We start from the raw sequence: 25,443 nt of genomic DNA, 5'->3' as shown, positions 1-25,443 counted from the left end.
TACTTAAAATGGCAAAGATTGGACTGAGTGAGGGGTTCACGCTTATTCCGAAGGGAACCCACGTTTTTAAGATTGTTGAGGTCAAGTACAAAGAGGACTTCGGCAAGATGGAGATTGTTATGCAGCTTGTTTCGGGTCAGAAGCACACAGAACGCTTCTCTCTGCTGAATGCAGACGGTGAGCCGAACCAGGGAGGTCTGAACGCTTTCAGTTACTTCGCAAAGACTGCATTGAATGACTACACTCTGACGGAAATTGACCATGAGGAACTTGTCGGTCACTATATCCGCTGTGAGGTAGACCACGAAGAGGTTGAGTCTAACAAGACTCCGGGTAAAATGCTCAAGTTCGTTCGTCTGGGCGATAAGGAGCCTGCGGATGGTTTTGACGAAGCGGAAGCCCCTGCATCGAAGAAGGAAAGCAAGCCTGCGGCTACTGCCCCGGCTGCTGCACCTGCTGAAAAGGCAAGCGGTAAGAAGTTCGACCTGGATAGGATTCTGGGTTAATCAAATGACCTGCGGAGAGGGAGAAGTGTAGCTTTGAACTCTCCAATGGTTTATATTTAATAAAGTTAAACGAAAGGATTGAAGAATATGAGTGAACGAGATAAGCGTGTCAAGGCTTTTGAGAAGCTGATGAGCGGTGGAATGTCCAGTACGGATGTTTTCTTTCTGAAAAATCAGTTGATGGCTGCGGGGTTCTTTACGGCTCCTGCTTCTACGAAGTACCACGGGAACTATGAGGGCGGGCTGTTTGACCATAGCTTTACAGTAACCTCTTCTCTGCTTTCTCTGACAAAGCGAATGGGGCTGAACTGGAAGCGCAAGGCAAGCCCCTACATTGTGGGTATGCTCCATGACCTCTGTAAGTGTGATTCGTACATTCACAACCCGGATGGAACATACAGCTACAACCCCAACATTCTTTTGCCAGGACACGGTGACAAGTCCGTGATTCTGGCACAGAAGATTGTTGATCTCACAGATGAGGAAATGGCTTGTATCCGTTGGCACATGGGAGCCTTTGATGACAAAGAGAATTGGGATAAGTACGGAAAGTCCATTGAGAAATACCCGAACGTCCTGTGGACTCATACCGCTGACATGATGGCGGCACGAATTTTCAAAATTTAAGGAGGAAGAAAACGGCGTGGACTTGGAAGTACAGAAACTTTTAGAAAAGGCAGATGGCAATTTTGCAATCTTTGATTCTGTAGCAAAAGCACATTCCGTTCTTTCCCGTTATGACAGCATAGCTTGCTCTATATCGGGGGGGGGAAGGATAGTGATATAATGCTTGATTTGATTTCAAAGATTGATAAAGACCGAAAGGTTAGATATATCTGGTTCGACACTGGGTTAGAGTACCAGGCAACCAAAGACCATCTGAAATACCTTGAAGAGAAATATCATATTGAAATCGAAAGAATCAAAGCAATCAAGCCTATCCCTCTTTCGTGTAGTGAATACGGGCAACCTTTCTTATCAAAGTTTGTATCAGATATGATTTCCCGGCTACAACGCCATGGCTTCACATGGGAGGATAAACCCGTAGAGCAGCTATTGGCTGAATACCCAAAAGCACAGGGAGCAATAAATTGGTGGTGTAATGGCAGAAACAAACCGGGTTTCAAAACCTCAATGTTCAACATTAACTATCATAAGTATCTGAAAGAATTTATGATTGAGAATCCCCCGTGGTTCAAAATTTCAAGTAAGTGCTGCACTTATGCTAAGAAAGAAGTTTCTGCTCAATTTATAAAGGACAACTACATAGACCTTATGATTATTGGAGTCAGAAAAGCTGAAAAAGGTATAAGGTCTGCAAGCTACAAAACCTGCTTTACAGCAAGAGAAGATGAATGCGACCAGTACAGACCGTTATTTTGGTATAGCGATAAAGACGAAGTTTACTATGATGAACTTTTCGGCATTCAGCACAGCGATTGCTATACAAAGTACGGTATGACCCGAACGGGGTGTGTAGGTTGTCCGTTCAATCGAAAATTACTGGATGAATTGAGCATAATCGAAGAGCATGAACCTAAAATGCTCAAAGCCGTTTCTCATGTATTCAAAGACAGTTACGAATATACCAGAATGTTCAGAGAATACGTTCAGAAACGGAAGAACGAAGAGAAAGAGAGGACAAAATAATGGGATTTACTGAGATTCTGACGATTATTTTCATCGTCTTAAAGTTACTGGGAGTTATCACCTGGGCATGGTGGGTATGCCTGCTCCCGGAGATTCTGGCAGGTGTTCTCTACGTTGTTATCGTAGTGGCACAGTTGGTGGTAATTCATAAGACCCACAAGAGTATCAAGAAACATTTCGATGAGTTCTAAGGAGGATTCCAGTCATGGTAACAGTATTGATTGCAATTCTGGCTTTCATCATTGGAGTCATTGGTGGTGCAGTACTGCTTGCGGCGATAGCAATTCTTGCAGCACATGACTCAATGAGCGATACCCCTAAAAGTAAGGAAGAATAGAAAGAGGTAGATTGATATGACAGGCAAGGAATACCAGGCATTAGCCATTAGAACTTGCAGCATTCCATACGATTGTAAGGCTGACCGTCTGTATCATGCAGTGTTCGGTCTGAACAGCGAAGCAGGAGAAGTTGCAGGTATCTTACAGAAGAAGTACCAGGGGCATGAAGTGAACCTTGAACACATGGAAAAGGAACTGGGAGATTGTCTCTGGATGATTGCGGAAGCGTGTGACGCACTGGGTACGGACATTGATACGGTCATGCAGATGAACATTGACAAACTGAAAGTCCGTTACCCAGAGGGCTTTACGGTGGAGAACTCTCTTCATCGTAAGGTAGGCGATATTTAATGAACTTCCACAATATCACACACGATGATATGAACAACGGTGACGGGTTACGGGTAGTTCTCTGGGTTGCAGGGTGCGAACACCACTGTAAGAACTGTCAGAACCCTATCACCTGGGATTTCACAGACGGGGTTGAGTTTGACAAAGCAGCTTTCCACGAAATCTGCACGGAATTGAGCAAGCCTTATATCAGCGGTCTTACCCTCTCTGGGGGTGACCCGCTGCACCCCGTCAATCGTTGTCAGATTTTATGGCTTGTAAAAAAGATCAAACAGTTCTTCCCGCACAAAACTATCTGGCTCTATACAGGGTACACCTGGGAAGAGGTAACGGCTGAGAACTTTTACGGCAGAGAGATTCTGAATTACATTGACGTTCTGGTAGATGGACGTTTTGAAGAAGCATTAAAGGACGTGGGTTATCACTGGGCAGGTTCTACCAACCAGAGAGTTATCAATGTTTCGAAGTCCTTAAAGGAAGGGAGGGTTATACTCCATGAAAGTAATTAAGAAGGACGGTACGATTGAGCAGTTTGACGGTCAGAAGATCGTCAATGCAGTCAGTAAGTCTGCCGCCCGTGCAATGATTGAATTGGACGATACACAGTACCATGAAATTGTATCTAAGGTTATGGCTATTGTTACTGAGCGTTTCCCGGAACAGGTTCACGTTGCGGATATGCACAACATTGTGGAGCAGGTTCTTGATGAGGTCAACCCGAAGATTGCAAAATCTTACAGGGATTACCGAAACTTCAAGAAAGATTTCGTTCACATTATGGATGAGGTCTATCAGAAATCTCAGTCCATTCGTTTTCTGGGTGATAAGGAAAATGCAAACACGGACTCCACCTTAGTTGCTACGAAGAGATGTCTGATTTTCAACGAACTGAATAAGCGACTGTACCGCAAGTTCTTTATGACCAATGATGAGTTGCAGGCTTGCAAGGACGGATACATTTATATCCATGACCAGTCAGCCCGCCTTGATACTATGAACTGCTGCCTGTGTGACATTTCCTCTATTATGAGCGGCGGCTTTGAGATGGGCAATGTCTGGTACAATGAGCCGAAAACCCTTGATACCGCTTTTGACGTTCTGGGAGATATTATCCTGGCTACAGCGTCACAGCAGTACGGTGGCTTCACAGTCCCAGAGGTGGACAAGATTCTGGCTCCATATGCAGAGAAGTCCTACAAGAAGTACTGTGCTGAATACATGGAAATCCGCAATCAACAGACCTTCTCCCAGGACGTAAAGGACTGGGCTATGAGCAAAGTGCAGCGCGATTTTGAACAGGGCTTCCAGGGTATTGAGATGAAGCTAAACACTGTGGGTTCTTCCCGTGGCGATTATCCGTTCATCACTATGACCTTCGGATTGGCTACCGATGTGTTCGGCAAAATGGCAAGTAAGACTTTCTTCAAGGTTCACATGGAGGGTGAGGGCAAGCCGGGATTCAAAAAACCTGTACTGTTCCCGAAACTGGTTTTCCTCTATGACGAAAATCTTCACGGTAAGGGCGGTTTCAGTGAGGATGTGTTTGAAGCAGGTATTGATTGCAGTAGCAAGACCATGTATCCCGACTGGCTATCCCTCACAGGTGACGGCTATGTGGCTGAGATGTACAAAAAGTACGGTAGAGTAATAAGCCCTATGGGTTGCCGTGCATTCCTCTCCCCGTGGTTTGAGCGTGGCGGCATGAAGCCTGCGGACGCAGATGACAAGCCTGTATTTGTGGGACGCTTCAATGTCGGTGCAGTTTCTCTGCACCTACCTATGATTCTGGCAAAAGCCAGAGCCGAAAGTCGTGACTTCTATGAAGTCCTGGACTACTACCTGGAAATGATTAGAGGGGTTCACAAGCGTACCTATGAATATCTAGGTGAGATGAAAGCCAGTACCAATCCTATCATGTACTGTGAGGGCGGTGTATACGGTGGACACCTCAAACCGTCTGACAAAATCAAGCCCTTGCTGAAACCCATGACGGCTTCCTTCGGTATCACAGCACTGAATGAGTTGCAGCGGCTCTACAACGGCAAGTCCATTGCAGAGGACGGAGAGTTTGCCCTGGAAGTTATGCAGCATATCAACCGGAAGGTTACGGAGTTCAAGAATGAGGACGGTTGGCTGTATGCAATCTACGGAACCCCGGCTGAAAGCTTGTGTGGTTTGCAGATTGAGCAGTTCCGTAAGAAGTACGGCATTATAGAAAATGTGTCTGATCGCCCGTATGTGAGTAATTCCTTCCATTGTCATGTAACAGAGGACTTAACCCCTATTGAAAAGCAAAATCTTGAAGGACGTTTCTGGAATATGTTCAACGGTGGCAAGATTCAGTACGTTCGCTATCCTATTTCCTACAATCGGAAAGCAGTCAAGACCCTGGTTCGAAGAGCAATGCAACTTGGTTTCTACGAGGGTGTGAATCTCTCCCTTGCTTACTGTGATGACTGCGGACATCAGGAACTTGAGATGGATGTTTGCCCGGTCTGCGGTAGCAAGAACCTCACGAAGATTGACCGCATGAACGGCTATCTGTCCTACAGCAGAGTTCACGGTGATACCCGTCTGAACGCTGCGAAGATGGCTGAGATTGCAGAAAGGAAGTCGATGTAATGGGAGATTTGAATGATATCGGACTGGAAAATCTCAGATTCGCAATCGTGAAACAGGCTGTAGATGATTATATCAGCTTATTAGCAGGGTTTATTACCCCGACAAAAAAAAACTGCAATATCACAGAACTGGAACGGTTCTTTTATTCTGACTGGTTCAGTGTTTTATGCAAGTTAGAACCAGATTACATTATAGAGAATCTGAAAAGAAAGGCGAAGAAGATGATTCTGAAATATACCGTATCAAAGCAGAAAGGCAGCAGCCGTTATTATGTGCATGAAGTAGGCAGTAAAGAGCCTATCCCCGGCACACTGGGAACTAAGAAGCAGGCTTTGCATAGAGCAGCGAAGATGAATAACCTGGACTATAAGAACTACATGAGAGTCCGCAGAAGGGATGGTGTAAGTTGTGATAAAGATTGACGAAGTCGAAACCTACGGATGGCAGGCGGCTATCCGTGGTATGAGAAACCCGAAGAACTCCTGGGAAAAGTCAGACAGCTATCCTGCTGTAGATTGTGGGAAGTACGCAGTAGGTGACAATGACTTAAAGCTGATGGAAACCCTGGGTGCTGCGGGAACTGATCACGGTAAGTACCTGCGTATGATTACCGTGACCGCAGACATTACCGCTCCCCTGTATTGGTGGAAGGAATACGATACCTACAAGGTAGGCACTGTAGCAAACTCCTGTTCCACCATGCACAAAATCCAGGCAAAGGAGTTCGTTCTGAGCGATTTCAGCACGGAACACCTCTCCGTTACGAACCTCATTGTGTTCTGCACGATTATTGACGCTATGAATAATGCCCGACTGGATTTCTTGCAGAGAAAGGACAAGAAGGACTGGTGGCAGATGATTCAAATGTTACCAACCTGTTACAACCAGAAGAGAACCGTACAGCTTAACTATGCTGTTCTCAAGAATATGTACCATTCCCGCCAGAATCACAAACTGGATGAGTGGCGTGAGTTCTGCAAGTGGGTGGAAACCCTGCCGTACAGTCAGTTAATCACAGGATAAGGAGAGTGTGGGAATGAAGGATTATTCCAAAATACCAGAGGAATTAAAGAAAATGAATCAGTGGGTGTGTGCCTGGGATAACTCCAAAATTCCCATGAAAGCCTTTGAGAAGAAAGCCGCTTCCTCTACTGCCCCAGATACATGGAGTTCCTTTGAGCAGGCAGAGTGGGCAGTAGAGAACGGCTACTATGATAACCTTGGATTTGTGTTCGCAGACAATGGACTGGTTGGTATTGATATTGACGCAGGCTTTGAGGATGGTCTTATGACCCCTCTTTGCGCCGATATTATGACCGCCTGCAAGTCCTACACAGAGAAGTCCAGAAGTGGACGTGGCGTACATATCCTGCTGCGGGGTACACTTCCATTCCACGGCAAGAACAACCTTGCGGGGGTTGAGATTTATAAAGCCCGCAGGTTCTTTATAATGACCGGGAAGCAGCTTATCTTTCCGACCATCATTGAGAACCAGGAAGCCATTGATTATGTGGTAGAGAAGTACTTCAAAGAGACAGAAAAGACCGGGAACAACTCAGGTATGGTACAGCGTATCTATTCTCCTAAATTTCCGAAACCTGCAAACGGAAAGATATTCGTAAGACCGGACTACCCGGAAATCCCGGACGGCGGCAGAAACATATCTCTTACCAGTCTGGCAGGAGCGTTGCACAACACAGGATACACGCCGATACAGATTTATCAGGAATTACAGAGAGTCAACGTAGAAGTGTGTAAGCCACCGTTACCGGATAGAGAACTACAGATCATTGCAGAAAGTATCAGCAGGTACAGGAGGTGATTTAAGAATGGCTTATACCATATCGCAGGAAAAGTCAACAGGTATGTGGTACTGCCACGCAGAAGGTTTTCCCTACATTCCCTGTATGGGTAGTTTCTGTGAGAAAAAGTCTGACGCAAGAGAATATGCGAAGATGTACAACGGACTTCCGCACAGAGTTGAAAAAATCGAGCAAAGGAAAAAGAAAAAAAAAGGAGGAAAGGCACAATGGATAATATACTGAGTATCCAGTGGAGTTCTGGACACATGGCAATCTATATGCTCGCTTTCTTCCCTTGTACTGCCGGGAAACTCAATAAGCTGAAAAAGTATATTGCGATGGACGTAGAACACGCAGAAGCCCTGTTCAAGCAAATGCAGGCATTCTTCCGGAAGCGTATTTCCGAATGTGAAGAAGTTTTTCAGCGTGAGGGTAAAGCCTACTGGGATTACCAGGACAGAGCCGCTGACTATGAACATCAACTTGCCGATGGCAAGACCCCGGCGGGACTCCCACTGACGAAAGAGCAGAAGAAAGACTGGAAGAAGTATGCAAAAGATTGTGCTGCTTCTGCCAGGGCTTGCAAGCGTACTGCATTGCAGGCAAAGAAGCAGAAAGAGTGGTTTGAAGCCCACCTGGAAGGAGGTACAGGAGAGTGAGTGATGAGTTATTTCAGTTGTCCAATGGCAGGTACATTACCTCTGAGGACATAAGCAGAAAGCTGTATTACATTAAAGACCACCACCCGGAAACCGCCTACCAGGATGATTCCACGGGGTACTCCTGGGATGAAGCGGGCATGGCTGACCTCTTCTCTGAGTGCTATCAGAATGACACCCGCTACTGCCCAGAAGCAAAGTCCTGGTACACATATGAAACTGGCAAGTGGCACAAGGATGTGGGTGCGCTTCTGGTTTCTGCAAAGATTAAGGAGTTTGTGCGACTCATGGCTTTGTACTGCGGAGAAATCACCGATGAGGAAAAGCGCAAGCAGTACATGGCTTTTGTTGGAAAGATGGGTGACCGCCGTTTCCGTGACCGTCTTATGAAGGACGCTGCGGACAGCATGAAGATTGCGGCAGCACAGTTTGACACTCACCCTTATCTGATTAACTGTCTGAACGGTACTTATGACCTGGAACACATGAAGTTCCGTGAGCATAGATGGGATGATTTCTTGACCATGCAGACCAATTTTGAATACACCTTGCAGGAAGTTACCTGCCCACGATGGGAACAGTTCATCAAGGAAGTTACCCAGAACGAAGCGGACAAGGCAGACTACTTGCAGAGGGCTTTGGGTTATTCAATCTTAGGTACAAGCAAGGAAGAATGTATGTTCATCCTCCACGGTAAGACCACCCGCAACGGTAAAAGTACCATGCTTGACGCTATTCAGCACTTGCTTGGTGACTACTCAACCGTGGCTCCTGTGGAACTTATCTGCCGTGGTGACCGCCAGAAGAACGCAGAAGCAGCGAACCCGGTACTGGCAAAGCTGAAAGGTAAGCGCATGGTCACCATGAGTGAGTCAGATACCGCAGGCAAACTGGACGAAGCCACGATTAAACAGTACACAGGTGGTGAGGACATTACCGCCCGTGAACTTTACCAGTCTGCAATTACCTTCAAGCCGCAGTTTACCATGTGGTTGTCCTGTAATGACCTGCCGTCCGTAAAGGACAAGAGCCTGTTTGCATCTGACCGTGTGCGAGTGATTGAGTTCAACCGCCACTTCAACGATGACGAACAGGACAAGGGACTCAAGGACTACTTTGAAACCCCAGAAGCAATGCGGGGTATATTCACATGGTTGGTAGCAGGCTACTTCAAGTATATCCGCTTCGGGCTGAAAATGTCCCAGGGTATGCAGAAGGTCATTAAGCAGTATGAAAAGGACAATGACCTGGTACAGCAATTCCTGGAAGAGAAGTGTGAGCGGAATGCAGAAGGTAAGACCCGTGCGAAGTCCCTCTATGATAACTACAAAATGTGGTGCAAGGGCAATGGGTATTATGTGTGCAGCATGAAGAAATTCAATGCAGAACTGACAGCACACCCGGAATGGTATGCAGATAAGGCAGTTACCCAGGGCGTTTTGTTCTATTATGGAGTAGCTTTAAGGCAAAATTAGTAGGGTTGGTAGGGTAAAATAAGATTTTACTATAAGTTTTCTTAGTACGCGCGTATCTATAAAAACTTACTGTAAAAATTGAATTTGCCCTACCAACCTCATGTCCGACAGAAAGGAGACAAACATGGAGTCTTATGTAGAAAGATGGAAGCGTGAGCAGAAGGAGGTGCAGAAGGACAATGGCAGAAGAAAAGAAGATGGGCAGACCGAAGGGAAGCCGGGACAGAAAGCCCAGAAGAACAGAAGGGTATCAAGAAAGCAGTCCTAAGAATCTGGTGAAAGCCAGGGAGAACAGTCCTATTATGCAGGCTCAGAAGATAGAAATGCCAGAAGGGTACAATGCGAAAGTGACTGCCTTTATGATGGAGATCATGCCGAAGGAACCTCTGGACTTGCAGGATGTGCCAGAAATGGAAAGACGGTTCTTGAATTATGTGCAGAAGTGTTCTGAGTGGGATATGAAGGTAGGCAACCAGGCTGCGTATATGGCTATTGGTATCACGAAGGAACAGGCATGGGAGTGGGAGAATGTCACGAAGGGGAACCCCGCCCGCGCTGACTTTATCAAAAAAGTTCGCCAGTTTTGCGGCGTTTTTCGCGAAGGTCTTATGCAGGACGGCAAGGTAAACCCCGTCACTGGTATCTTCTGGCAGAAGAACTATGACGGCATGAAAGATCAGACAGAAATGGTACTTACCCCGAACAATCCTCTTGGAGAGCAGAAGGACATGAAAGCCCTTGAGCAGAAATATCTTGAAAGTGCCTATGACGGCTCAGAAGTCGCAGAAGGGACTTTTACAGAAATCACAGAAAGCCCAGAAGGGGCAGAAGGGCAGAAAGACTAATTTCAAAAGTCGCAGAAGAGCGGCAACCCCTGCCCGCCTGCTGCCTACCCTGCGGCAGACCCACCCGCCCAGGCTGCGGGGGTTTACCATGCGTTCAAGGCGTGGGACAGGGACAGACCACCCGCCGCCCGGGGTGCTGCCGTGGACGCTCTGCGCCCTTTTGACGGCTTTTTATCCTGTTATAGTATAAGTGTATAGCCCCGCATGGCTTGCGCCCGTCCTGGGCGGCTCTGTGGGGCTGTGAGGGCATATAAATAGACATAAAAGAACCCCGGCAGGCTGTGAACCTGTCCGGGATTTCGTGCGTTATAACCAACGCAAGTTAGGGCGGCTGTGGTGCTTCCAATAGTTTATAAGCCGCTGTACCTCGGCGGGGCTGTACATGGGTATATTGTACAGCGTCAAGCCTGCCGGGGTCATATAATACCCCTGTCCGTAACGGGGCAGGCACTCACAACCGGGAACGCCTAAAATATTGCGGCTGTCCTGCCTGCTACGGGTTCTAAGTCCTATCCGGCTATCAAAGTTTACTTTTATCGGGGTAGGGATGACAGCGGATAATGGGCATTGTGTGGCGGCTATAACGTGGACGTTTGCGGCTCTGCCTATTTGCGCAAGGCGTTGTATAAGCGGCTGCACCTGGCGGCGGGCTGTGGTCATTAAGTCCGCAAGCTCATCTATAACAACGTATACCGCCCCACCCGGGTATTGTTTAAGGTGTTGCCGTTGCATTTCTTTATAGCGGCGTTCTGTGGTATCTATGGCAAGCTGTAAAGCCTGTACCATGCCCCCCGGTTCACTTGCATAATTAAGCGTATGCGGCAACGGTCTAAAGTCTACAAGTTCAACCCGTTTAGGGTCTATAAATATAAATTGCACGGCGGCGGGGCTGTCCTTTAATGCCGTTGTTATTATGCCGTTTATGATCACGCTTTTTCCGCTACCCGTTGCCCCCGCTACAAGTAAATGCGGTTGTTGTAGCATATCGGCATACAGGTTATAATAGTGCCCCTGTGGTGTTTCCCAGGTCTTTCTAAACAATGTTTTACGCCTCCTTATATAAGAATACCCCGCACGGCGGCGGGGCTGTTTTATAAGTGCTTTTCATCGGGTAACCATTCGCGAATAAATACGGCTGTATAATAGCCGCGTGCCTGCACTGAAAAACGGTTTTTACAAATATGCCTGATCATTCCCAGTTTATCGAATACCGATTTAGGCGGGTACAGCCCTTCATAATTGGTATCAATAATTAAAACCGGGGCGTTGAGCCCTGTACAATCAATATTGCAAAGCTCACTTTTTTTGACGGTAAAGCCGTCTTTTTCAAGACGTAAAAACAAGCGATCTAATTTAGTCATAGCTTTATAACCTTCTTTCTGTTAAAAATTTGGGGCTTCGGGGTCTGATTCTCTCCACCCTATAGGCTTGTAGCCTATACCGTGCAAGAATGCACTATAAAGCATATTAAGCACTTCGACCCGCTGCCTTGCGTTTCCTTTAATTCTGCTAAAATCAACGCAAGTTTTGAAGCGTTCCCGCTCTTCCGGGGTTAGACGTTGCCACGTCCACCCGTTGACAATAACCGTATTAAAATAATTATATACAGTGTTTTCGTTGTCCGTCATTTTGCAATTATCGTATTTCATCCCAGCTTGCACCCTCCTTTGTGCATTTTGCTATTTATCGGTTCTTTTTCTGTGGTGCAGGTTTGAAAGCCTACACTTTCCAGACCCCCGGCAAAGTGCCGGGACGCTTGCGCCTTAACTGGCTATTTATACACGGCGCAACGTGTTTATTAGTTCTCTTCTTCCTCTTCTTCCTCTTCTTCAAACGCTCCATCTTCTTCCAGGTCATCAAGTACAGCGGCTACAGCCTGCCCTAACAGATAACATCTAATTGTTACGTCCATAGCTTCCGCGCCTTCTCTTAATACGTCCGTTCCGTCCTGTCCGAACTCTTCCAGGGCTTCCGCTAATAAATCCCAATTGTGCGCTAATGCTTCCTCAGCTTTCCAGGCGTTATAATAGTAAGACCCGGAAGCGTTGCCCGTGACGCTGTCGCACGTCCAAAGATCATCGTTTAATTCTTCTTCTAATCCGTCCCGGTTACCTGCCCATTCTGTCAAGTCAATTTCTTCTTCTACATAGTCCTTAACGTCTGCGATCACATGCTCTAAATAATCATACATAATATTAACCTCCAATTTGTTGGTGCTGCCCTGGCGGGCGGCTGTGATTTCAAACTTGTTTATCAAGTTTTATCTTGATGCAAGTATATCAAGATATATCTTTATTGTCAAGATATTTCTTGAAAAGCTTTTAAACTTTTTCACCACGTCCCGCCGTTCTGCCTGTGGTGCAGGCTGTCCAGATCATCCCAGGGACAGACCCCCGGCGGGGGATACAGACCCCAGGCAGCCTGGGTGGGTGAGCCTGGAAAATCCCGCAAAAATAAAAAAGAATCAAGATATAACTTGACAAGATAAAACTTTAATGCTATCCTTATCTTGAACAGGAGGAAAACGTATGACTTCAAAAGAACTGATTAAGACTCTGATGGTAGAGCATGATATAACGAATGCTGAGATGGCAAAGACCCTTGGAATTACGCAGGCGGCTCTCTGGGATAGACTGAATCCAAAGAAGAGCGATAACACTACAGTCGCAAAACTGGGTAATATGTTGAGCGTTATGGGATATAAAATCGTGGTTGTTCCCGATGAAACGCCTACCCCCGAAGGTGGATATGAGGTTGGTCAGACAGACATGGTAGGGTAAAATCGAGTTTTTCACTAAGTTTTTATAGTAAAGACTCTACTAAGAAAACTTATACAGATTTTCTGATTTACCCTACCACGCTAAGAGAAAGGATGGTGAAACCATGTTCTATATTTTGTTCTGCTGTCTGTGGTTCCTGTGGTGGTGCATTAAATCCTTTTTCTGGCTTTGTGCATGGGTCACCTGGAACATTGTAATCAGACCTGTGGTATGGTGCTTGAGCCTGCCTTTTAAGTTAATATATAACTGCAAGTAAGTTGCGGTTTTTGTCCAATGGGACTGTCTTAATTGACGGTTCCATTTTTTGTTTACGGAGGTATGTATGGATTATAGTAAGATGAAAAGTAGCATTGACCGGGCTATCCTAAAGAGTCCGCTTGATGTTGCAGCCTATGATGATAAGTTCGCGCTGTGCCGTGATTATGAGGGGACAGAGTTCCGACTGGCTCACGAATGGAACCAGGCTTTGCAGGAGGAAATCAGAGCAGGACTGAAACTGGCAGTAGATACCAGAGATTTCAAGACGGCAGAGGAATTTGACAATCTGCTGTTTCGTTCCTTGCTGTTTTGTGCGCCCCACTATTTTGACGCATACTTACAGGCGGTAGAGTACGGTAAGCCGCTTGACAAGAAGTTCTATCTTCCTCGCCGTCATTACCTTAGACGGTATGTGGAAGGATACCAGGAAGTTCTTGAGGGAAAACTGGACTTCTTGTCCATCTCCATGCCGAAACGATGTGGCAAGTCTCAGCTTGGTATTAACTTTACGAATATGCTTTCTGGAAAGTTCCCAGACCGCTCTACGCTGATGGAGGGTACAGGTGATGATCTTGTTCAGTCTTTCTATAAAGGTTGTCTTGAGTACATTCAGCAGCCGAACGATTATCATTTTTATGATATTTTCCCGGAGAGCAAACTGGTACAGACCAATGCCGATACGAAAGTCATCAACCTTCTGCATAAGTCCCGATTCCCTACGGTCATGTGCCGTTCTATTGACGCACGGCAGGTAGGTCTTTCGGAAGCAACTAACCTTCTCTACCTGGATGACTGCGTTGAAGGACGTGAAGAAGCGAAAAATAGACAGCGGCTTGATGATAAGTGGGAGGTCATTTCTGGTGATATTATAGGACGTGCCATTGAGGGTACGCCTATCGTTATCTGCGGTACACGATATTCACTGTATGACCCTATCGGTCATTTGCAGGAGGAAATGCAGAAGCAGGGTAAGCGGTGCAAGATTATTGAAACCCCGGCTCTTGACCCTGTAACGGATGAGAGTAACTTTGAATACATTCGTGAGGGTAGGAAGGTTTTCACCACGCAGTATTTCCGTGACCAGAGAGAAATGCTTTCGGCAGAGCAGTTTGAGTCTGAGTTTCAGCAGCAGCCGTTTGAAGCGAAGGGCATTCTTTTCCCGGAAGCGTCCTTGAACCGATACTTTGAACTCCCTGTAGACCGTGAGCCAGACAGTATTATTGCCGTCTGCGATACTGCGGACAAGGGTGCTGACTATTGTTCTATGCCGATTGCTGCGGTGTACGGAGATGAGGTCTACATAGTGGATGTAGTGTTCGATGACTCCCCGCCAGAGGTTACGAAGCCAGAGTGTGCAAAGGCTCTGATGGACAATCTTGTGGTGGCAGGAACCTTTGAGTCGAATAATGCAGGTACATATTTTGCCAGGGATGTACAGCAGATTTTGATCGACCGAAAGTATGTCTGTAATATTCGAACGAAGAGGACTATTAGTAATAAGCAGACCCGTATTGAGTTTGCTTCTGATAATATAATCAAGCACTTTTACTTCAAAGACCCGTCACTCTATGCACGGAACAGTCAGTATGCCATGTTTATGAAGCAGGTTACAACCTACACCCGGTCTGGTAAAGTGCCGCACGATGACGCACCAGACTCTCTTTCTCTGCTTGAGAATGAACTGCGTGGACTGGTAGGAGCGAAGGTTGAGGTGTTCAAAAGACCGTGTTAATTTATGTGAAACTCTCCAAACCTATTATCAAGAAACCTCTTGAAATAACAATTGGAGAGTACTATAATTACAATAGAAATATTAGGATTGGAGGTGGCTTGCGTGTCTTTCGGTTTATACGGTAGACGCATGATAAAGTCTGATGAAACCGAAGTGACCGTTGAGAACGTGGTTGCGATTCTCAATAAGGCACTTCCTTATCACTGGGAGAATCGCAGTGAAATTCAATATCTGTGGTACTACTACAGAGGATTACAGCCGATTCTCAACCGTGAGAAACAGGTTCGTCCAGAGATTTGTAATAAAATCGTAGAGAACCGGGCGAATGAGATTGTGTCCTTCAAGTCTGGCTACTTGATGGGCGAACCTCTACAGTATGTTTCCCGTGGTAACGGTGATAACTTATCTGACGCAATCAATCAGCTTAACGAATTTGTGTTTGCCGAAGAGAAGCCTGCAAAAGATAAGGAACTTGCTGACTGGTTCCATATCTGCGGTACGTCTTTCAGAATGGTTCTTCCAGATGAGGACGTAGGTGAGGATGATGACTCCCCGTTTGAAATTTATACGCTTGACCCACGAAACGCCTTTGTGGTGTACAACAACGGTCTTGGAAACAAGCCGCTTCTGGGTGTCAAGTATGTGGTGGATGACAACGGCATAGTTCACTATAGTTGCTACTCTGACCATGAGTATTTTGAGATTGTAGAATCTCATATCATCAAGGCAGAGCCGCACATTCTGGGTGATATTCCAATTATTGAATATCCTCTGAACATTGCCCGTATCGGTGCGTTTGAGTTGGTTATTCCTCTTCTGGACGCTATTAACCTTACGGACAGTAACCGCCAGGATGGTGTTGAACAGTTCATCCAGGCACTCATGCTTTTCCATAACGTAGATATTTCGTCTGACGATTATGAGAAGCTGAGAGAGGACGGGGCTATTAAGTTCCGGGATATTGACCCTCAGTTGAAAGCCGAAGTATCTTATCTGACCAGTACTCTGAACCAGGGCGAAACGCAAACTCTGATTGACCATATGTACCAGACGGTATTAACTATCTGTGGTATGCCGAACCGCAACGGCGGTACGTCTACCAGTGATACCGGGTCTGCGGTTATTATGAGAGATGGTTGGTCTGCTGCGGAAGCGAGAGCAAAGGACAGCGAATTGATGTTCAAGAAGAGTGAGAGGATTTTCCTTAAACTGATTCTGAATATCTGCAAAACTCTGAAAGGTATGGACTTGAAGGTTTGCAATATTGAAATTCGCTTTACCCGAAGAAATTACGAAAACATTCTGCAAAAAGCGCAGGTGCTTGACCTTATGTTGAAGAACAGTAAGATTCATCCACGGCTTGCTTTTGAGCATTGCGGATTGTTTGTTGATTCTGACCTGGCATACACATTAAGTGCGGAATATGCAGAGGAACAGGAGAAGAAAGCACAGGAGTTGCTTGAAAAGCAGAATACGGAAAAGGAGGATGAAACCGATGACTCCAATACTGACAAAGGAAATGGTGCAGCAGGTGGAAACGCTGCTCAAGCACGGCAGCAGAGTGGAAGTGCTGATTGAGCAGGGCAAGGTTACGATTGTTGAAATCAAACGCAAGATGAGAATGAAAGAGTAACACCAGGGCAGAGGTTCTGGTGAGTCCAATGGGACTGTGAGTGACGAACTCATAGTCCCTTTTTATTTTGCCTATGAATAATACATTTTTAGCTTATATTGCTGCGTTTGATGAACTTAACATTCTGACTTCCACCAGTTATTACTCCGCTTCCGGGAAGGATATGACCTCAAAGGTTGCTCAGATTGCGGATGACATTTTATCACTCCTCATTCGGGCTTATCAGCAGGGCATTACAGCCACGGCAGATATGCTTGCCTACGATTTGACCGTAGACGTGGATTCCATGGAGGAAGCTATTTATGAGGTGATAGACGGTAAAACCTTTGAGGATAGAATCGCTGACCATGTGATAGCCGGGGATTTGTCGGGCTTACAGACGTTAGTCGAATCCGAATATCACCGGGTATTCAATGCAGCGGAAGAGGATGGAGCCTATGAGTTTCAGTCTACAAGAGGACTGGGAGTCTCAAAGAAATGGGTAACTGTCCGGGATGAAGCCGTTCGGGATACTCACAAATACCTGGAAGGTGTAAGTGTGGCTCTGGACGAAGAGTTTTATACCTTTGATGGTGACCATGCTTCCAGACCTGGTGAGTTCACTAAGGCAGAGAATAATGTGAACTGCCGCTGTGTATTGAAACTTGAAACTGATACTTCGCAGGATTGACCTGCTTGTATGGTGAGGGAACACCTTAAAACGCACACTCAGACAAGAGGATAAAACAGAAGAACACGGTGAGGGAACACCTTAAAACGCAAGGAGGACTTTATAATGAGTTATTTAAGTGATTTGCTTGGGGATTCCTACAAGGAAGGTATGACTGAGGAAGAGATTTCTACTGCTTTACAGGCTGCGGGTGCAGGTCAGAATAATGACGCTGAAATCAATCGTCTGAAAGCACAGCTTTCTAAAGCCAATTCCGAAGCTGCTGATTACAAAAAGCAGTTAAGAGGTAAGCAGACTGCTGATGAAGCCGCTGCCGCTGAACAGAAAGCAACCATGGACAAGCTGACCCAGGAGAATACCGATTTGAAGCGTTCTATCGCTCTGGCAGACAAAAAGACCAAACTGGTAGCTATGGGCTACGATGAGAAACTTGCTGACAGTACTGCTATCGCAATGGTTGACGGCGATATGGACACGGTTATGAAGAACCAGGTTACGTTCAATGAGTCCCGTGAAAAGGCAATTCGTGCTGAACAGATGAAGAAAACTCCCAGACCTGCTGCGGGTTCTGATGGGACGGGCGGCATGGATTACGCTAAGAAAATCGAAGAAGCGCAGGCAAGCGGCGATTTGACCGCAGTTGCCTACTATACACGTCTGAAAGCGCAGGATGAAGCGAATCAGATGAAAGAGTAAAAATCGGAGGTAAAAGACAATGGCAGATACGTTTGCAACCAGTTTAGGCGTTCTGAACTATTCCGGAATGCTGTTTAACAAGGGTAACGTGCGTACCCCGCTTTCTTCCATTATCGGTAGTAAGGCGAAAACCACGAATCATGTAGAGTTCGTTACTGGACAGGAGTACACCTCTAATGGTAGCGGATCTCAGCCTGCAATCAGTGAGAGTGCTTCTCTGACTGCCCCGGACGCTGATGTTGTGACCCGTTCTCAGAAAACGAACGTCACTCAGATTTTCCAGGAGTCTGTTGGTATTTCTTACGGTAAGCAGAGTAACATGGGTACACTGAGCGGTATCAATGTCGCAGAGCAGCAGGCAAACCCGATGAGCGAACTGGACTTCCAGGTTGCCGCTAAGATTCAGAAGGTCAACCGTGATATTGAGTACACCTTTATCAACGGTGAGTACAACAAGGCTACTTCTGACTCTGCGGTAAACAAGACCCGTGGTCTGGTGAATGCTATCACCTCTAACACCATGGCAATGGCTAAGAAGCCCCTGGGTCTGTGGGACATTGCCGACATGGTGAAGAAGATTTACGGTGCGAATGCTCCGACTGACGGTCTGGTGCTGTGGTGTGACGCTGTGACTCTGTTCCAGGTCAACGCTGACGCTGTTCAGAATGGTCTGACTGTGGTTCCTGCTGCCCGCGAGATTAACGGTATTGCTCTTTCCAGTGTGGTAACCCCTATCGGTGTTGTTTACCTGTATCTGGGTGAGTGCCTGTCTGCGGGTACGGCAATGCTTCTGAACCTTGATGTTCTGGCTCCTGTTTATCAGCCTGTTCCGGGTAAGGGTAACTTCTTCCTGGAGCCGCTTGCTAAGACGGGTGCGGGTGAGAAGTATCAGCTTTTCGGTCAGATTGGTCTTGACCATGGTCCCGAATGGTATCACGGCAAGTTCACTGGTATTTCTACTACCTTTGAGAAGCCGACCTACAGCCGTTCTGTTTATGTGGCGAATGCCGCTGACATTGGCAAGACTACGGGCTAATGGAAATTAGAAGGAGGTGGACAACATGACCGATGAAGAGAAGCTGACCATGCTGAAAAGCATGACAGAGGAAACGGATAACGATGTGTTGTCCACTTACCTCACTTTAGCGAAAGGGGTAGTGCTTTCCCGTGCCTACCCTTATACGGAAGAAGATACGGTTCCTGTAAAATATGACACGGTTCATGTTGAGATTACCGCTTATATGCTGAATAAGCGTGGGGCAGAGGGTGAAACAGCACACAGCGAAAACGGCGTTTCCCGTTCTTATGAAGATGGTGACATTCCCCCTACCCTGCTGCGGCGAATCCTTCCTATGGCGGGGGTGATTCTATGAAGCTGATGAAGCGTAATCTCAAGCCCGTGCATTACTGCCTGTATAAAGGCAGGGAGCCGCTTCTGGATGATGACGGGAATGAAACTGGTGAATACCAGGTGGGTTATGAAAGCCCTGTTGAACTGCAATGCAGTGTTTCACCTGCGACTGGATATGCCCAGGTGAATATGTTCGGTAACTTAGAGTCCTATGACAAGGTACTCATTACCGATGATATAAATTGTCCCATTGACGAAAACACCCTGCTCTTTGTGGATAAAGAGCCAGAGTTCGGAAATGACGGCAATCCTCTCTGTGACTATAGGGTACGGCGTGTTGCAAAGTCCCTTACCAGTATCTCTTACGCTATTAGCAAGGTGACCGTATCGTGAACAAGCGTGTTATCAAAGTTACGTTATCCGAAAAGAGCATTGACAATGCCATTAAAGAACTCAAGAACTACAAGACGTGGTTGAAAGAGTGTACTGAAAAATTCATACAAGCCCTCGGCGAAGACGGAGTCCAGGTAGCTACGGCAAAGTTCCAGACAGCCGTCTATGACGGTACGAATGATGTGAGCGTGTCTGTAGAGAGCCGGGATAACAACAACAAAATAGCCGTGGTAGCTGTAGGAAGTTCAGTCCTCTTTATTGAGTTTGGCACAGGTATCAAGTACCCAGACAATCACCCGGAAGCAGGCAAGAACGGTTTCACCCGTGGTGGTTATGGTTATAAACTGGGACGGCTTGAAAAGGGATGGCGATACACTGGTGACCCTGGTTCTAACGGTGAAGTTATTACCACGGGAAAACACGCAGGTGAAGTTCACACCTACGGTAACCCTGCAAACATGAGTATGTACGAAACAGTCAGAGAGTTGGAAGAGAAGTTTGAAGAGATAGCAAGGAGGTGTTACACATGATTGACTGCGAAAACGAAGTCTATACAAGGCTTGCAAAAATCTTGAGAGAGAAATTTCCTAAGATTGATATTGCCAGTGAATATGTGAAATCACCTTCTTCTTTTCCTCATGTGAGTATTACCCAGAGTGACTGCTATATCCCTACGGAGTGGCAGGACAGCAGCACGAAAGAGAACACGGTTATTGCCATGTTTGAAATCAATGTCTACTCCAATAAGGCAGATGGTAAGAAAACAGAATGCAAGAAGATTATCAAAGAAATCAATGACGCATTGTACTTCATGAATTTTAGGCGCACGGCTATGACCCCGGTGCCGAACATGGAGGACGCAACAATCTATCGGATTACAGCCCGCTTCCGTGTGGCTACCGATGGAAAACACTTTTACAGGAGGTAAGTGAAATGGCTACAAGTACTTATATGACTTTCCTCATGCACAAGAAGGAAACGGCATGGGAGAAGCTGCTTAACATTACTGAGTTCCCCGACCTGGGCGGTGACCCGGAACTGCTTGAAACCACCACTCTGTCTGACAAAATGCAGACCTATGTGAATGGTGTCCAGAGTAATGACGGCATGACCTTTAATGCCAACTATGATCACACTGAGTACAAGGCTCTGAAAGCCCTTGAGGGTAAGAACGAGGAATACGCAGTATGGTTTGGTGGCACTGAGACTGCAAGTTCCCCGACTCCTACGGGTTCTGAGGGCAAGTTCAAGTTTGCAGGCGAACTGTCCGTCTACGTTACTGGCGGCGGCGTTAATGAGGTTCGTGGTATGGCGATTACGATTGCCCCGTCCACTCCTATCACTGAGAACGAAGAGTAAGATTACATTTAATTTTGAGAATTAAAGGAGAGTTAAGCAATGGCTAAACAGATTGTTTTTACCTATGAAGATAAGGAATACACGCTTGAGTTTACCAGGCGTACTGTCAAGCAGATGGAGGATGAGGGCTTTGTCGCACAGGACATTGACCGTAAGCCTATGACTCTGCTTCCTGCTCTTTTTGCAGGTGCATTTAAGGCGCATCATCGTTTCGTGAAGCAGGATGTGATTGACAAGATTTATGAGGGTATGCCTCATAAGGATGAACTGATTGGTAAGTTGGCAGAGATGTACAATGACCCGATAGTGACCCTAATGGAGGAACCCGATGAGAAAGCGGTAAAAAACGTGAGTTGGGAAGCGAACTGGTAACGGGTTCGGACTCCCATGCTGCAACGGGCGGCGGCAACCGCCGCTTGCCCGTTGTTTATCGTTACGGGGAAACTTTTGAAGAACTCTGCGGTTATTACATGAGTCTGGGAATGGGTTATCACGATTACTGGGATGGTGATTGTGAGATGGCACAGTACTACAGGGATATGGATGAAAAGGTCAAAGAACGGCAGAATGAAGCCCTTTGGCTACAAGGTCTGTATTTCTATGAAGCGTTGGTTGACGCTTCCCCAGTACTGAACGCTATGAGCAAAAAGCACAAGCCGATTCCTTATAGGCAGGCTCCGATTCCTCTTACAGAAGCACGTCATAGACAGCAGCAAGAGGAAGAGAATTACAAAAAGATGAATGCAGGTAAGGAAGCCATGAAGCAGATAATGGCAGGGGTTAATTCAAAATTCAAACGGAAGGAGGAATAAATCATGGCAGTTGAGATTGAAGGTCTTGAGTTTCAAATTGAAGCGAAGTCCGAAAATGCCGCTAAAGGTGTGGACGCTCTGATTAACAGCTTCAATAAGCTGAAAGCAGCAACCAAAGGCGGTGCAGGTCTGAACAATATCAGCAAGAAATTGGACGCAATCAGCAATGCAAAGCTGAGTATGTCCGGGATTGAGAAGATTGAAGATTTGACGAAAAGCCTTAACTCTCTGAGCAATGTCAAGATTTCCTCCACAATCTCTAAGAGAATAACTGAAATCGGTGCTTCTCTGGATAGTCTGGACTGGTCTGGTGTGGAAAAGGTTGAAGCACTCAGCACTGCTCTACAGAATATGCAGGGCATTCAGATTCCGAATATGAGAAATATTACTGGTAACCAGACGGCAACGCCTACTGGGACTGCGGCTCCTGCTGACTCTGCGGGTGCTACAAGCGCAGGTGCGGCAGCTACGGCGGCAACCTCTGGTATTACTCAGTATACTTCCCAGATAACCGCTGCCGCTACGCAGACCAGGGGATTCCTTGGTGTTCTGCAAGGTGTAGGTGGCGTGTTCTCAAGAGCATTCTCTGCTGTAGGCGGTGTTGCTCTGAAAGCATTTCAAGCCACCTTGAAGGGGGTAAGCACTGCGGCAAAATCAGCAGTGAATGCCTGCAAGAAACTGGGAAGCACTATCGGTTCCAAACTGAGTAGTAAGGTGAAACAAACAACCTCGGGTATGGGTCATTTGTTCTCTTCCTTAAAGCGTATTGCAATGTACCGTGCAATTCGATTCTTCTTTGCACAGCTTACGGCTGCAATGAAGGAAGGTATTCAGAATTTGTATATGTACAGTTCCCTCATGGGCGGTACGTTCAAAGGAAGCATGGACAGTCTGGCAACCAGTTTCCAATACCTCAAAAATAGCATGGGTGCTATGGTGGCTCCGCTTATCAACATGATTGCTCCTGCGGTAGACGCTCTGATTGATAAGTTTGCAGCACTGCTGAATATCGTCAATCAGTTTTTCGCCCGACTGTCTGGTGCAACCACCTTCACGAAAGCGAAGAAAGCGGCAGCTTCCTACGGTGATTCTATCTCTGGAGCGGGTAAGTCTGCGAAGAAAGCAGCGAAGGATATTAAAGACGCTACGGTTGGCATTGATGAACTGAACATTATCAGTAAGAACGATTCCAATAGCGGAAGCGGCTCTGGTGGTAAGAACTATGGTGATATGTTTGAAACCGTGCCGATTGACAGTAGCATTTCCGAATTTACCGACAAGTTGAAAGCAGCACTGGACGCAGGTGATTGGGAGAGCCTTGGTACTTTACTGGGCGAAAAGTTCAATGAGATTGTGGATAGCATTGACTGGTCTGGTATCGGTCACAAGATTGGATACGGACTGAATGGTGCAATACAGACAGCATACTGGTTCTTAAAGACAGCGGACTTCAAGAACCTGGGTAACCATATAGCAGAACTGCTGAATGGTGCAATGGAGGAAATTGACTTCACATACCTGGGCAGACTTCTGGTTCGTGGTGTCACGGTAGACCTTGATTTTATGATTGGCTTGCTTGGCGGTTTGAATTGGAGCCTTGTGGGGAAGAGCATTGGCGATTTCTTGAAGGGTGCATTCAATGAAGCCCAGGAGTGGATTGCAAGCTATAACTGGAACAAAATGGGCAAAGACCTGTGGAAGAATCTAAAGGATTGTATCAAGGGAATTGACTTTGCAGGTGTGGCACAGAGCTTCTTTAAGTTACTTGGTTCTGCTCTGGGGGCGGCAGTTAGTGTTATCGCAGGTTTCGTGCAGGGTATCTGGGAGGACATTACTGGGTATTTCCAGAAGTACCTTACCAACGATGACGGCACGAAGAAGTGCGGTCTGGACTGGGTAGCAGGTCTGCTTGAGGGTATTTGGGATGGCATTAAGAACATCGGTAAATGGATTAAGGAGAACGTATTTGACCCGTTCATTGACGGATTCAAAGAGTGCTTCGGTATTCACTCTCCTTCTACAGTAATGAAGGAGATGGGCGGTTATGTTGTCGAAGGTTTCTTACAGGGACTTAATAAGTTCAGCGAAATTGCAGGTAAGGTTAAGGAATGGGCAGGCAAGGTCATTGAGTGGTTCACGAAGGGTGAGGACGGCAAGGGTATTGTTGAGCATTTCAAGGAAACAGGCGGCAATATCGTAAGCGGCTTCAAAGACAAAGTTGGCGGTACTTATACCACGGTTAAGTCTAACGTGACCACTTGGGCAGGCAAAGTGAAAGACTGGTTCAGCAACAACTCTTTTGGTGGAGTGAACAGCGACACTTTCAGTACTTTTGCGAACAACACGATTGAAGGTTTCCGAACCAAAGTCGGTAGTGCCTACACCAATACCAAAACGAACGTGACTACCTGGGCAAGTAAGGTCAAGGAATGGTTCACCAATAGTTCCTTCGGTGGCGTAAACTCCACGAACTTCCAGACGTTTGCCGGGAATGTCATTGAGGGCTTCCGTACAAAGGTAGGCTCCACCTACACCACTACGAAGTCCAACATGATTACCTGGGCTACGAATGTGAAGGAGTGGTTTACGAACAGCGGCTTCGGCGGTGTGAACTCTACAAACTTCCAGACCTTTGCGAATAATGTGGTGACTGGGTTTAAGGATAAGATTGGTTCTGCGTATGTGAATACAAAGAGCAATATAACCACCTGGGCAACCAATGTGAAGAACTGGTTCTCTGGTATCGCTTCCGCTTCTGCATTCTCTGGATTTGCAACCAGTGTAGTTGATGGATTCAAGAACAGAATCGGCGGGTACTATACTACGGCACAGGGTAACATGAGTACCTTCGGTAGCAGCGTGAAGAGTTGGTTCACAGCACATTGCTCCTACAACGGTTTCTACAATGTAGCTTCTGACGTAGTGAGTGGTTTTAAGAACGGTATCGGTGAATTGTACCATACTTGCAAAAGCACAATCTCTTCCTGGGGTAGTTCAATCATTTCTTGGTTCAAGGATAAGTTGGACGTAAACTCCCCGTCTAAGGTCTTTTATGAGATTGGTGGTTTTGCCGTTGCAGGTTTCAACAATGCGATTGCCCAGGTTGGTAAGAGTACGAAATCTGTAGTCGGCACATGGGCTGATTCCTTCACGAATTTCAGTCCGACAATGGCACTGGCAGTTGATACTTCTGCTTTGAAATATTATGACTCTGCCGCATTCTCCCGGTCTATTTCTTCTAACGTACAGAGCAGCACGGAGGTTTCCGCAATGGGCTTCCGTGAAGCCATGGAGGATTTCTACCATGAGTACGTTGAACCGACCATGGTTCAGATGGCTGATGATATGCGTAGGCAGGCTGATAAGGAAGAGAAAACCGTGGTGCAGGTTGGTAACCGTGTGGTGACTGACGCTGTGACCACTCAGAAGAAAGCCAATGGTTATAGTTTTACAGGATAAGGAGGTAATGTGTAATGGCTTATCTGGCAATCAACGGTTATGCGTTACCTCC

At 46.5% G+C, this 25,443-nt stretch carries 35 protein-coding genes; 31 read left to right on the top strand and 4 right to left on the bottom strand.

The genetic code is table 11. The annotated features are described in order from the left end of the window. Positions 1–8: 8 nt before the first annotated feature. The 16 genes from J2S20_RS02230 to J2S20_RS02155 all read left to right on the top strand — a co-directional run bounded on the left by J2S20_RS02230 (position 9) and on the right by J2S20_RS02155 (position 10,248). Positions 9–506, top strand: a complete 498-nt coding sequence (locus J2S20_RS02230; protein ID WP_307252644.1) for a hypothetical protein — start codon at positions 9–11, stop codon at positions 504–506. An 87-nt stretch (positions 507–593) separates the two neighbouring features. Further along, the gene (locus J2S20_RS02225; RefSeq protein ID WP_307252641.1) at positions 594–1,133 is read left to right on the top strand and encodes a hypothetical protein; all 540 of its coding nucleotides are present in this window, start codon (positions 594–596) and stop codon (positions 1,131–1,133) included. Between the two features lie 159 nt (positions 1,134–1,292). Next, positions 1,293–2,156 (top strand): adenine nucleotide alpha hydrolase family protein, encoded by an 864-nt coding sequence (locus tag J2S20_RS02220; RefSeq protein WP_307252639.1) that lies wholly within the window; start codon positions 1,293–1,295, stop codon positions 2,154–2,156. Then, positions 2,156–2,347 carry a transmembrane Fragile-X-F protein gene (locus tag J2S20_RS02215; RefSeq protein WP_307252638.1) on the top strand — a complete coding sequence of 64 codons (192 nt, stop codon included), beginning with the start codon at positions 2,156–2,158 and terminating at the stop codon, positions 2,345–2,347. The genes J2S20_RS02220 and J2S20_RS02215 overlap by 1 nt, the downstream gene beginning before the upstream one ends. Before the next feature lie 14 nt (positions 2,348–2,361). Then, positions 2,362–2,493 carry a hypothetical protein gene (locus tag J2S20_RS02210; protein WP_307252635.1) on the top strand — a complete coding sequence of 44 codons (132 nt, stop codon included), beginning with the start codon at positions 2,362–2,364 and terminating at the stop codon, positions 2,491–2,493. A 16-nt stretch (positions 2,494–2,509) separates the two neighbouring features. Beyond that, on the top strand, positions 2,510–2,845 hold the full coding sequence (locus J2S20_RS02205; RefSeq protein WP_307252633.1) for a nucleoside triphosphate pyrophosphohydrolase family protein: 336 nt from the start codon (positions 2,510–2,512) through the stop codon (positions 2,843–2,845). Then, complete coding sequence (gene nrdG, locus J2S20_RS02200; protein ID WP_307252631.1) at positions 2,845–3,354, top strand: anaerobic ribonucleoside-triphosphate reductase activating protein; 510 nt, start codon at positions 2,845–2,847, stop codon at positions 3,352–3,354. Before J2S20_RS02205 ends, nrdG begins: the two co-directional genes overlap by 1 nt. Beyond that, positions 3,341–5,467 (top strand): anaerobic ribonucleoside-triphosphate reductase, encoded by a 2,127-nt coding sequence (gene nrdD / locus J2S20_RS02195; RefSeq protein ID WP_307252628.1) that lies wholly within the window; start codon positions 3,341–3,343, stop codon positions 5,465–5,467. Before nrdG ends, nrdD begins: the two co-directional genes overlap by 14 nt. Then, the gene (locus J2S20_RS02190) at positions 5,467–5,889 is read left to right on the top strand and encodes a hypothetical protein (protein ID WP_307252625.1); all 423 of its coding nucleotides are present in this window, start codon (positions 5,467–5,469) and stop codon (positions 5,887–5,889) included. Before nrdD ends, J2S20_RS02190 begins: the two co-directional genes overlap by 1 nt. Next, positions 5,876–6,490, top strand: coding sequence for a hypothetical protein (locus J2S20_RS02185; RefSeq protein ID WP_307252623.1), 615 nt, complete (start codon positions 5,876–5,878; stop codon positions 6,488–6,490). Before J2S20_RS02190 ends, J2S20_RS02185 begins: the two co-directional genes overlap by 14 nt. A 13-nt stretch (positions 6,491–6,503) precedes the next feature. Further along, on the top strand, positions 6,504–7,289 hold the full coding sequence (locus J2S20_RS02180; RefSeq protein ID WP_307252621.1) for a primase C-terminal domain-containing protein: 786 nt from the start codon (positions 6,504–6,506) through the stop codon (positions 7,287–7,289). A 7-nt stretch (positions 7,290–7,296) separates the two neighbouring features. Next, positions 7,297–7,512, top strand: coding sequence for a hypothetical protein (locus J2S20_RS02175; RefSeq protein WP_307252620.1), 216 nt, complete (start codon positions 7,297–7,299; stop codon positions 7,510–7,512). Further along, the gene (locus J2S20_RS02170) at positions 7,497–7,928 is read left to right on the top strand and encodes a hypothetical protein (RefSeq protein WP_307252617.1); all 432 of its coding nucleotides are present in this window, start codon (positions 7,497–7,499) and stop codon (positions 7,926–7,928) included. The genes J2S20_RS02175 and J2S20_RS02170 overlap by 16 nt, the downstream gene beginning before the upstream one ends. Beyond that, entirely contained in the window at positions 7,925–9,403 is a 1,479-nt protein-coding gene (locus tag J2S20_RS02165; protein WP_307252615.1) for a DNA primase family protein, read from the top strand. Before J2S20_RS02170 ends, J2S20_RS02165 begins: the two co-directional genes overlap by 4 nt. A gap of 124 nt (positions 9,404–9,527) precedes the next feature. Next, positions 9,528–9,671 carry a hypothetical protein gene (locus tag J2S20_RS02160; protein WP_307252613.1) on the top strand — a complete coding sequence of 48 codons (144 nt, stop codon included), beginning with the start codon at positions 9,528–9,530 and terminating at the stop codon, positions 9,669–9,671. 34 nt (positions 9,672–9,705) lie between these two features. Then, positions 9,706–10,248: a hypothetical protein gene (locus J2S20_RS02155; protein ID WP_307252610.1), complete on the top strand. Its 543-nt coding sequence runs from the start codon at positions 9,706–9,708 to the stop codon at positions 10,246–10,248. 306 nt (positions 10,249–10,554) lie between these two features. Here the strand turns inward: J2S20_RS02155 and J2S20_RS02150 are convergent, their stop codons facing one another. From J2S20_RS02150 to J2S20_RS02135, 4 genes are all read right to left on the bottom strand, one after another. Then, positions 10,555–11,289, bottom strand: a complete 735-nt coding sequence (locus tag J2S20_RS02150) for an FtsK/SpoIIIE domain-containing protein (protein WP_307252608.1) — start codon at positions 11,287–11,289, stop codon at positions 10,555–10,557. Positions 11,290–11,339: 50 nt separating this feature from the next. Continuing rightward, complete coding sequence (locus J2S20_RS02145; protein WP_307252606.1) at positions 11,340–11,609, bottom strand: hypothetical protein; 270 nt, start codon at positions 11,607–11,609, stop codon at positions 11,340–11,342. 21 nt (positions 11,610–11,630) lie between these two features. Further along, on the bottom strand, positions 11,631–11,897 hold the full coding sequence (locus tag J2S20_RS02140) for a hypothetical protein (RefSeq protein WP_307252605.1): 267 nt from the start codon (positions 11,895–11,897) through the stop codon (positions 11,631–11,633). 149 nt (positions 11,898–12,046) lie between these two features. Continuing rightward, positions 12,047–12,439, bottom strand: a complete 393-nt coding sequence (locus J2S20_RS02135; RefSeq protein WP_307252603.1) for a hypothetical protein — start codon at positions 12,437–12,439, stop codon at positions 12,047–12,049. 43 nt (positions 12,440–12,482) lie between these two features. Here J2S20_RS02135 and J2S20_RS02130 point away from each other — a divergent pair, with 43 nt between their 5' ends. The 15 genes from J2S20_RS02130 to J2S20_RS02060 all read left to right on the top strand — a co-directional run bounded on the left by J2S20_RS02130 (position 12,483) and on the right by J2S20_RS02060 (position 25,391). Further along, positions 12,483–12,728 (top strand): hypothetical protein, encoded by a 246-nt coding sequence (locus tag J2S20_RS02130; protein ID WP_307252601.1) that lies wholly within the window; start codon positions 12,483–12,485, stop codon positions 12,726–12,728. Between the two features lie 48 nt (positions 12,729–12,776). Beyond that, positions 12,777–13,028, top strand: a complete 252-nt coding sequence (locus J2S20_RS02125) for a hypothetical protein (RefSeq protein ID WP_307252599.1) — start codon at positions 12,777–12,779, stop codon at positions 13,026–13,028. Between the two features lie 322 nt (positions 13,029–13,350). Further along, on the top strand, positions 13,351–15,018 hold the full coding sequence (locus J2S20_RS02120) for a hypothetical protein (RefSeq protein WP_307252596.1): 1,668 nt from the start codon (positions 13,351–13,353) through the stop codon (positions 15,016–15,018). Positions 15,019–15,147: 129 nt separating this feature from the next. Next, complete coding sequence (locus J2S20_RS02115) at positions 15,148–16,596, top strand: phage portal protein (RefSeq protein ID WP_307252593.1); 1,449 nt, start codon at positions 15,148–15,150, stop codon at positions 16,594–16,596. Between the two features lie 128 nt (positions 16,597–16,724). After that, positions 16,725–17,321 (top strand): phage minor head protein, encoded by a 597-nt coding sequence (locus J2S20_RS02110; RefSeq protein WP_307252591.1) that lies wholly within the window; start codon positions 16,725–16,727, stop codon positions 17,319–17,321. A 105-nt stretch (positions 17,322–17,426) separates the two neighbouring features. Continuing rightward, complete coding sequence (locus J2S20_RS02105; RefSeq protein WP_307252589.1) at positions 17,427–18,017, top strand: hypothetical protein; 591 nt, start codon at positions 17,427–17,429, stop codon at positions 18,015–18,017. A 19-nt stretch (positions 18,018–18,036) separates the two neighbouring features. After that, positions 18,037–19,053, top strand: coding sequence for an SU10 major capsid protein (locus J2S20_RS02100; RefSeq protein WP_307252586.1), 1,017 nt, complete (start codon positions 18,037–18,039; stop codon positions 19,051–19,053). A gap of 25 nt (positions 19,054–19,078) precedes the next feature. Beyond that, positions 19,079–19,390 carry a phage head-tail connector protein gene (locus J2S20_RS02095; protein ID WP_307252584.1) on the top strand — a complete coding sequence of 104 codons (312 nt, stop codon included), beginning with the start codon at positions 19,079–19,081 and terminating at the stop codon, positions 19,388–19,390. After that, positions 19,387–19,761 carry a hypothetical protein gene (locus J2S20_RS02090; RefSeq protein ID WP_307252582.1) on the top strand — a complete coding sequence of 125 codons (375 nt, stop codon included), beginning with the start codon at positions 19,387–19,389 and terminating at the stop codon, positions 19,759–19,761. Before J2S20_RS02095 ends, J2S20_RS02090 begins: the two co-directional genes overlap by 4 nt. Next, complete coding sequence (locus tag J2S20_RS02085; protein ID WP_307252579.1) at positions 19,758–20,291, top strand: hypothetical protein; 534 nt, start codon at positions 19,758–19,760, stop codon at positions 20,289–20,291. Before J2S20_RS02090 ends, J2S20_RS02085 begins: the two co-directional genes overlap by 4 nt. After that, entirely contained in the window at positions 20,288–20,689 is a 402-nt protein-coding gene (locus J2S20_RS02080; protein ID WP_307252575.1) for a hypothetical protein, read from the top strand. Before J2S20_RS02085 ends, J2S20_RS02080 begins: the two co-directional genes overlap by 4 nt. A gap of 5 nt (positions 20,690–20,694) precedes the next feature. Beyond that, entirely contained in the window at positions 20,695–21,120 is a 426-nt protein-coding gene (locus tag J2S20_RS02075; protein ID WP_307252572.1) for a phage tail tube protein, read from the top strand. 39 nt (positions 21,121–21,159) lie between these two features. Beyond that, a complete protein-coding gene (locus J2S20_RS02070; protein ID WP_307252570.1) occupies positions 21,160–21,492 on the top strand; it encodes a DUF5055 domain-containing protein in 333 nt (110 codons plus the stop codon). Further along, positions 21,474–21,932, top strand: coding sequence for a hypothetical protein (locus J2S20_RS02065; RefSeq protein WP_307252568.1), 459 nt, complete (start codon positions 21,474–21,476; stop codon positions 21,930–21,932). Before J2S20_RS02070 ends, J2S20_RS02065 begins: the two co-directional genes overlap by 19 nt. Before the next feature lie 3 nt (positions 21,933–21,935). Next, positions 21,936–25,391, top strand: a complete 3,456-nt coding sequence (locus J2S20_RS02060) for a hypothetical protein (protein WP_307252565.1) — start codon at positions 21,936–21,938, stop codon at positions 25,389–25,391. Positions 25,392–25,443 lie beyond the last annotated feature (52 nt).

This window comes from Moryella indoligenes, assembly GCF_030812885.1.
Classification (GTDB): domain Bacteria; phylum Bacillota; class Clostridia; order Lachnospirales; family Lachnospiraceae; genus Moryella; species Moryella indoligenes.
This window is presented reverse-complemented; position numbering and strand designations above follow the sequence as displayed.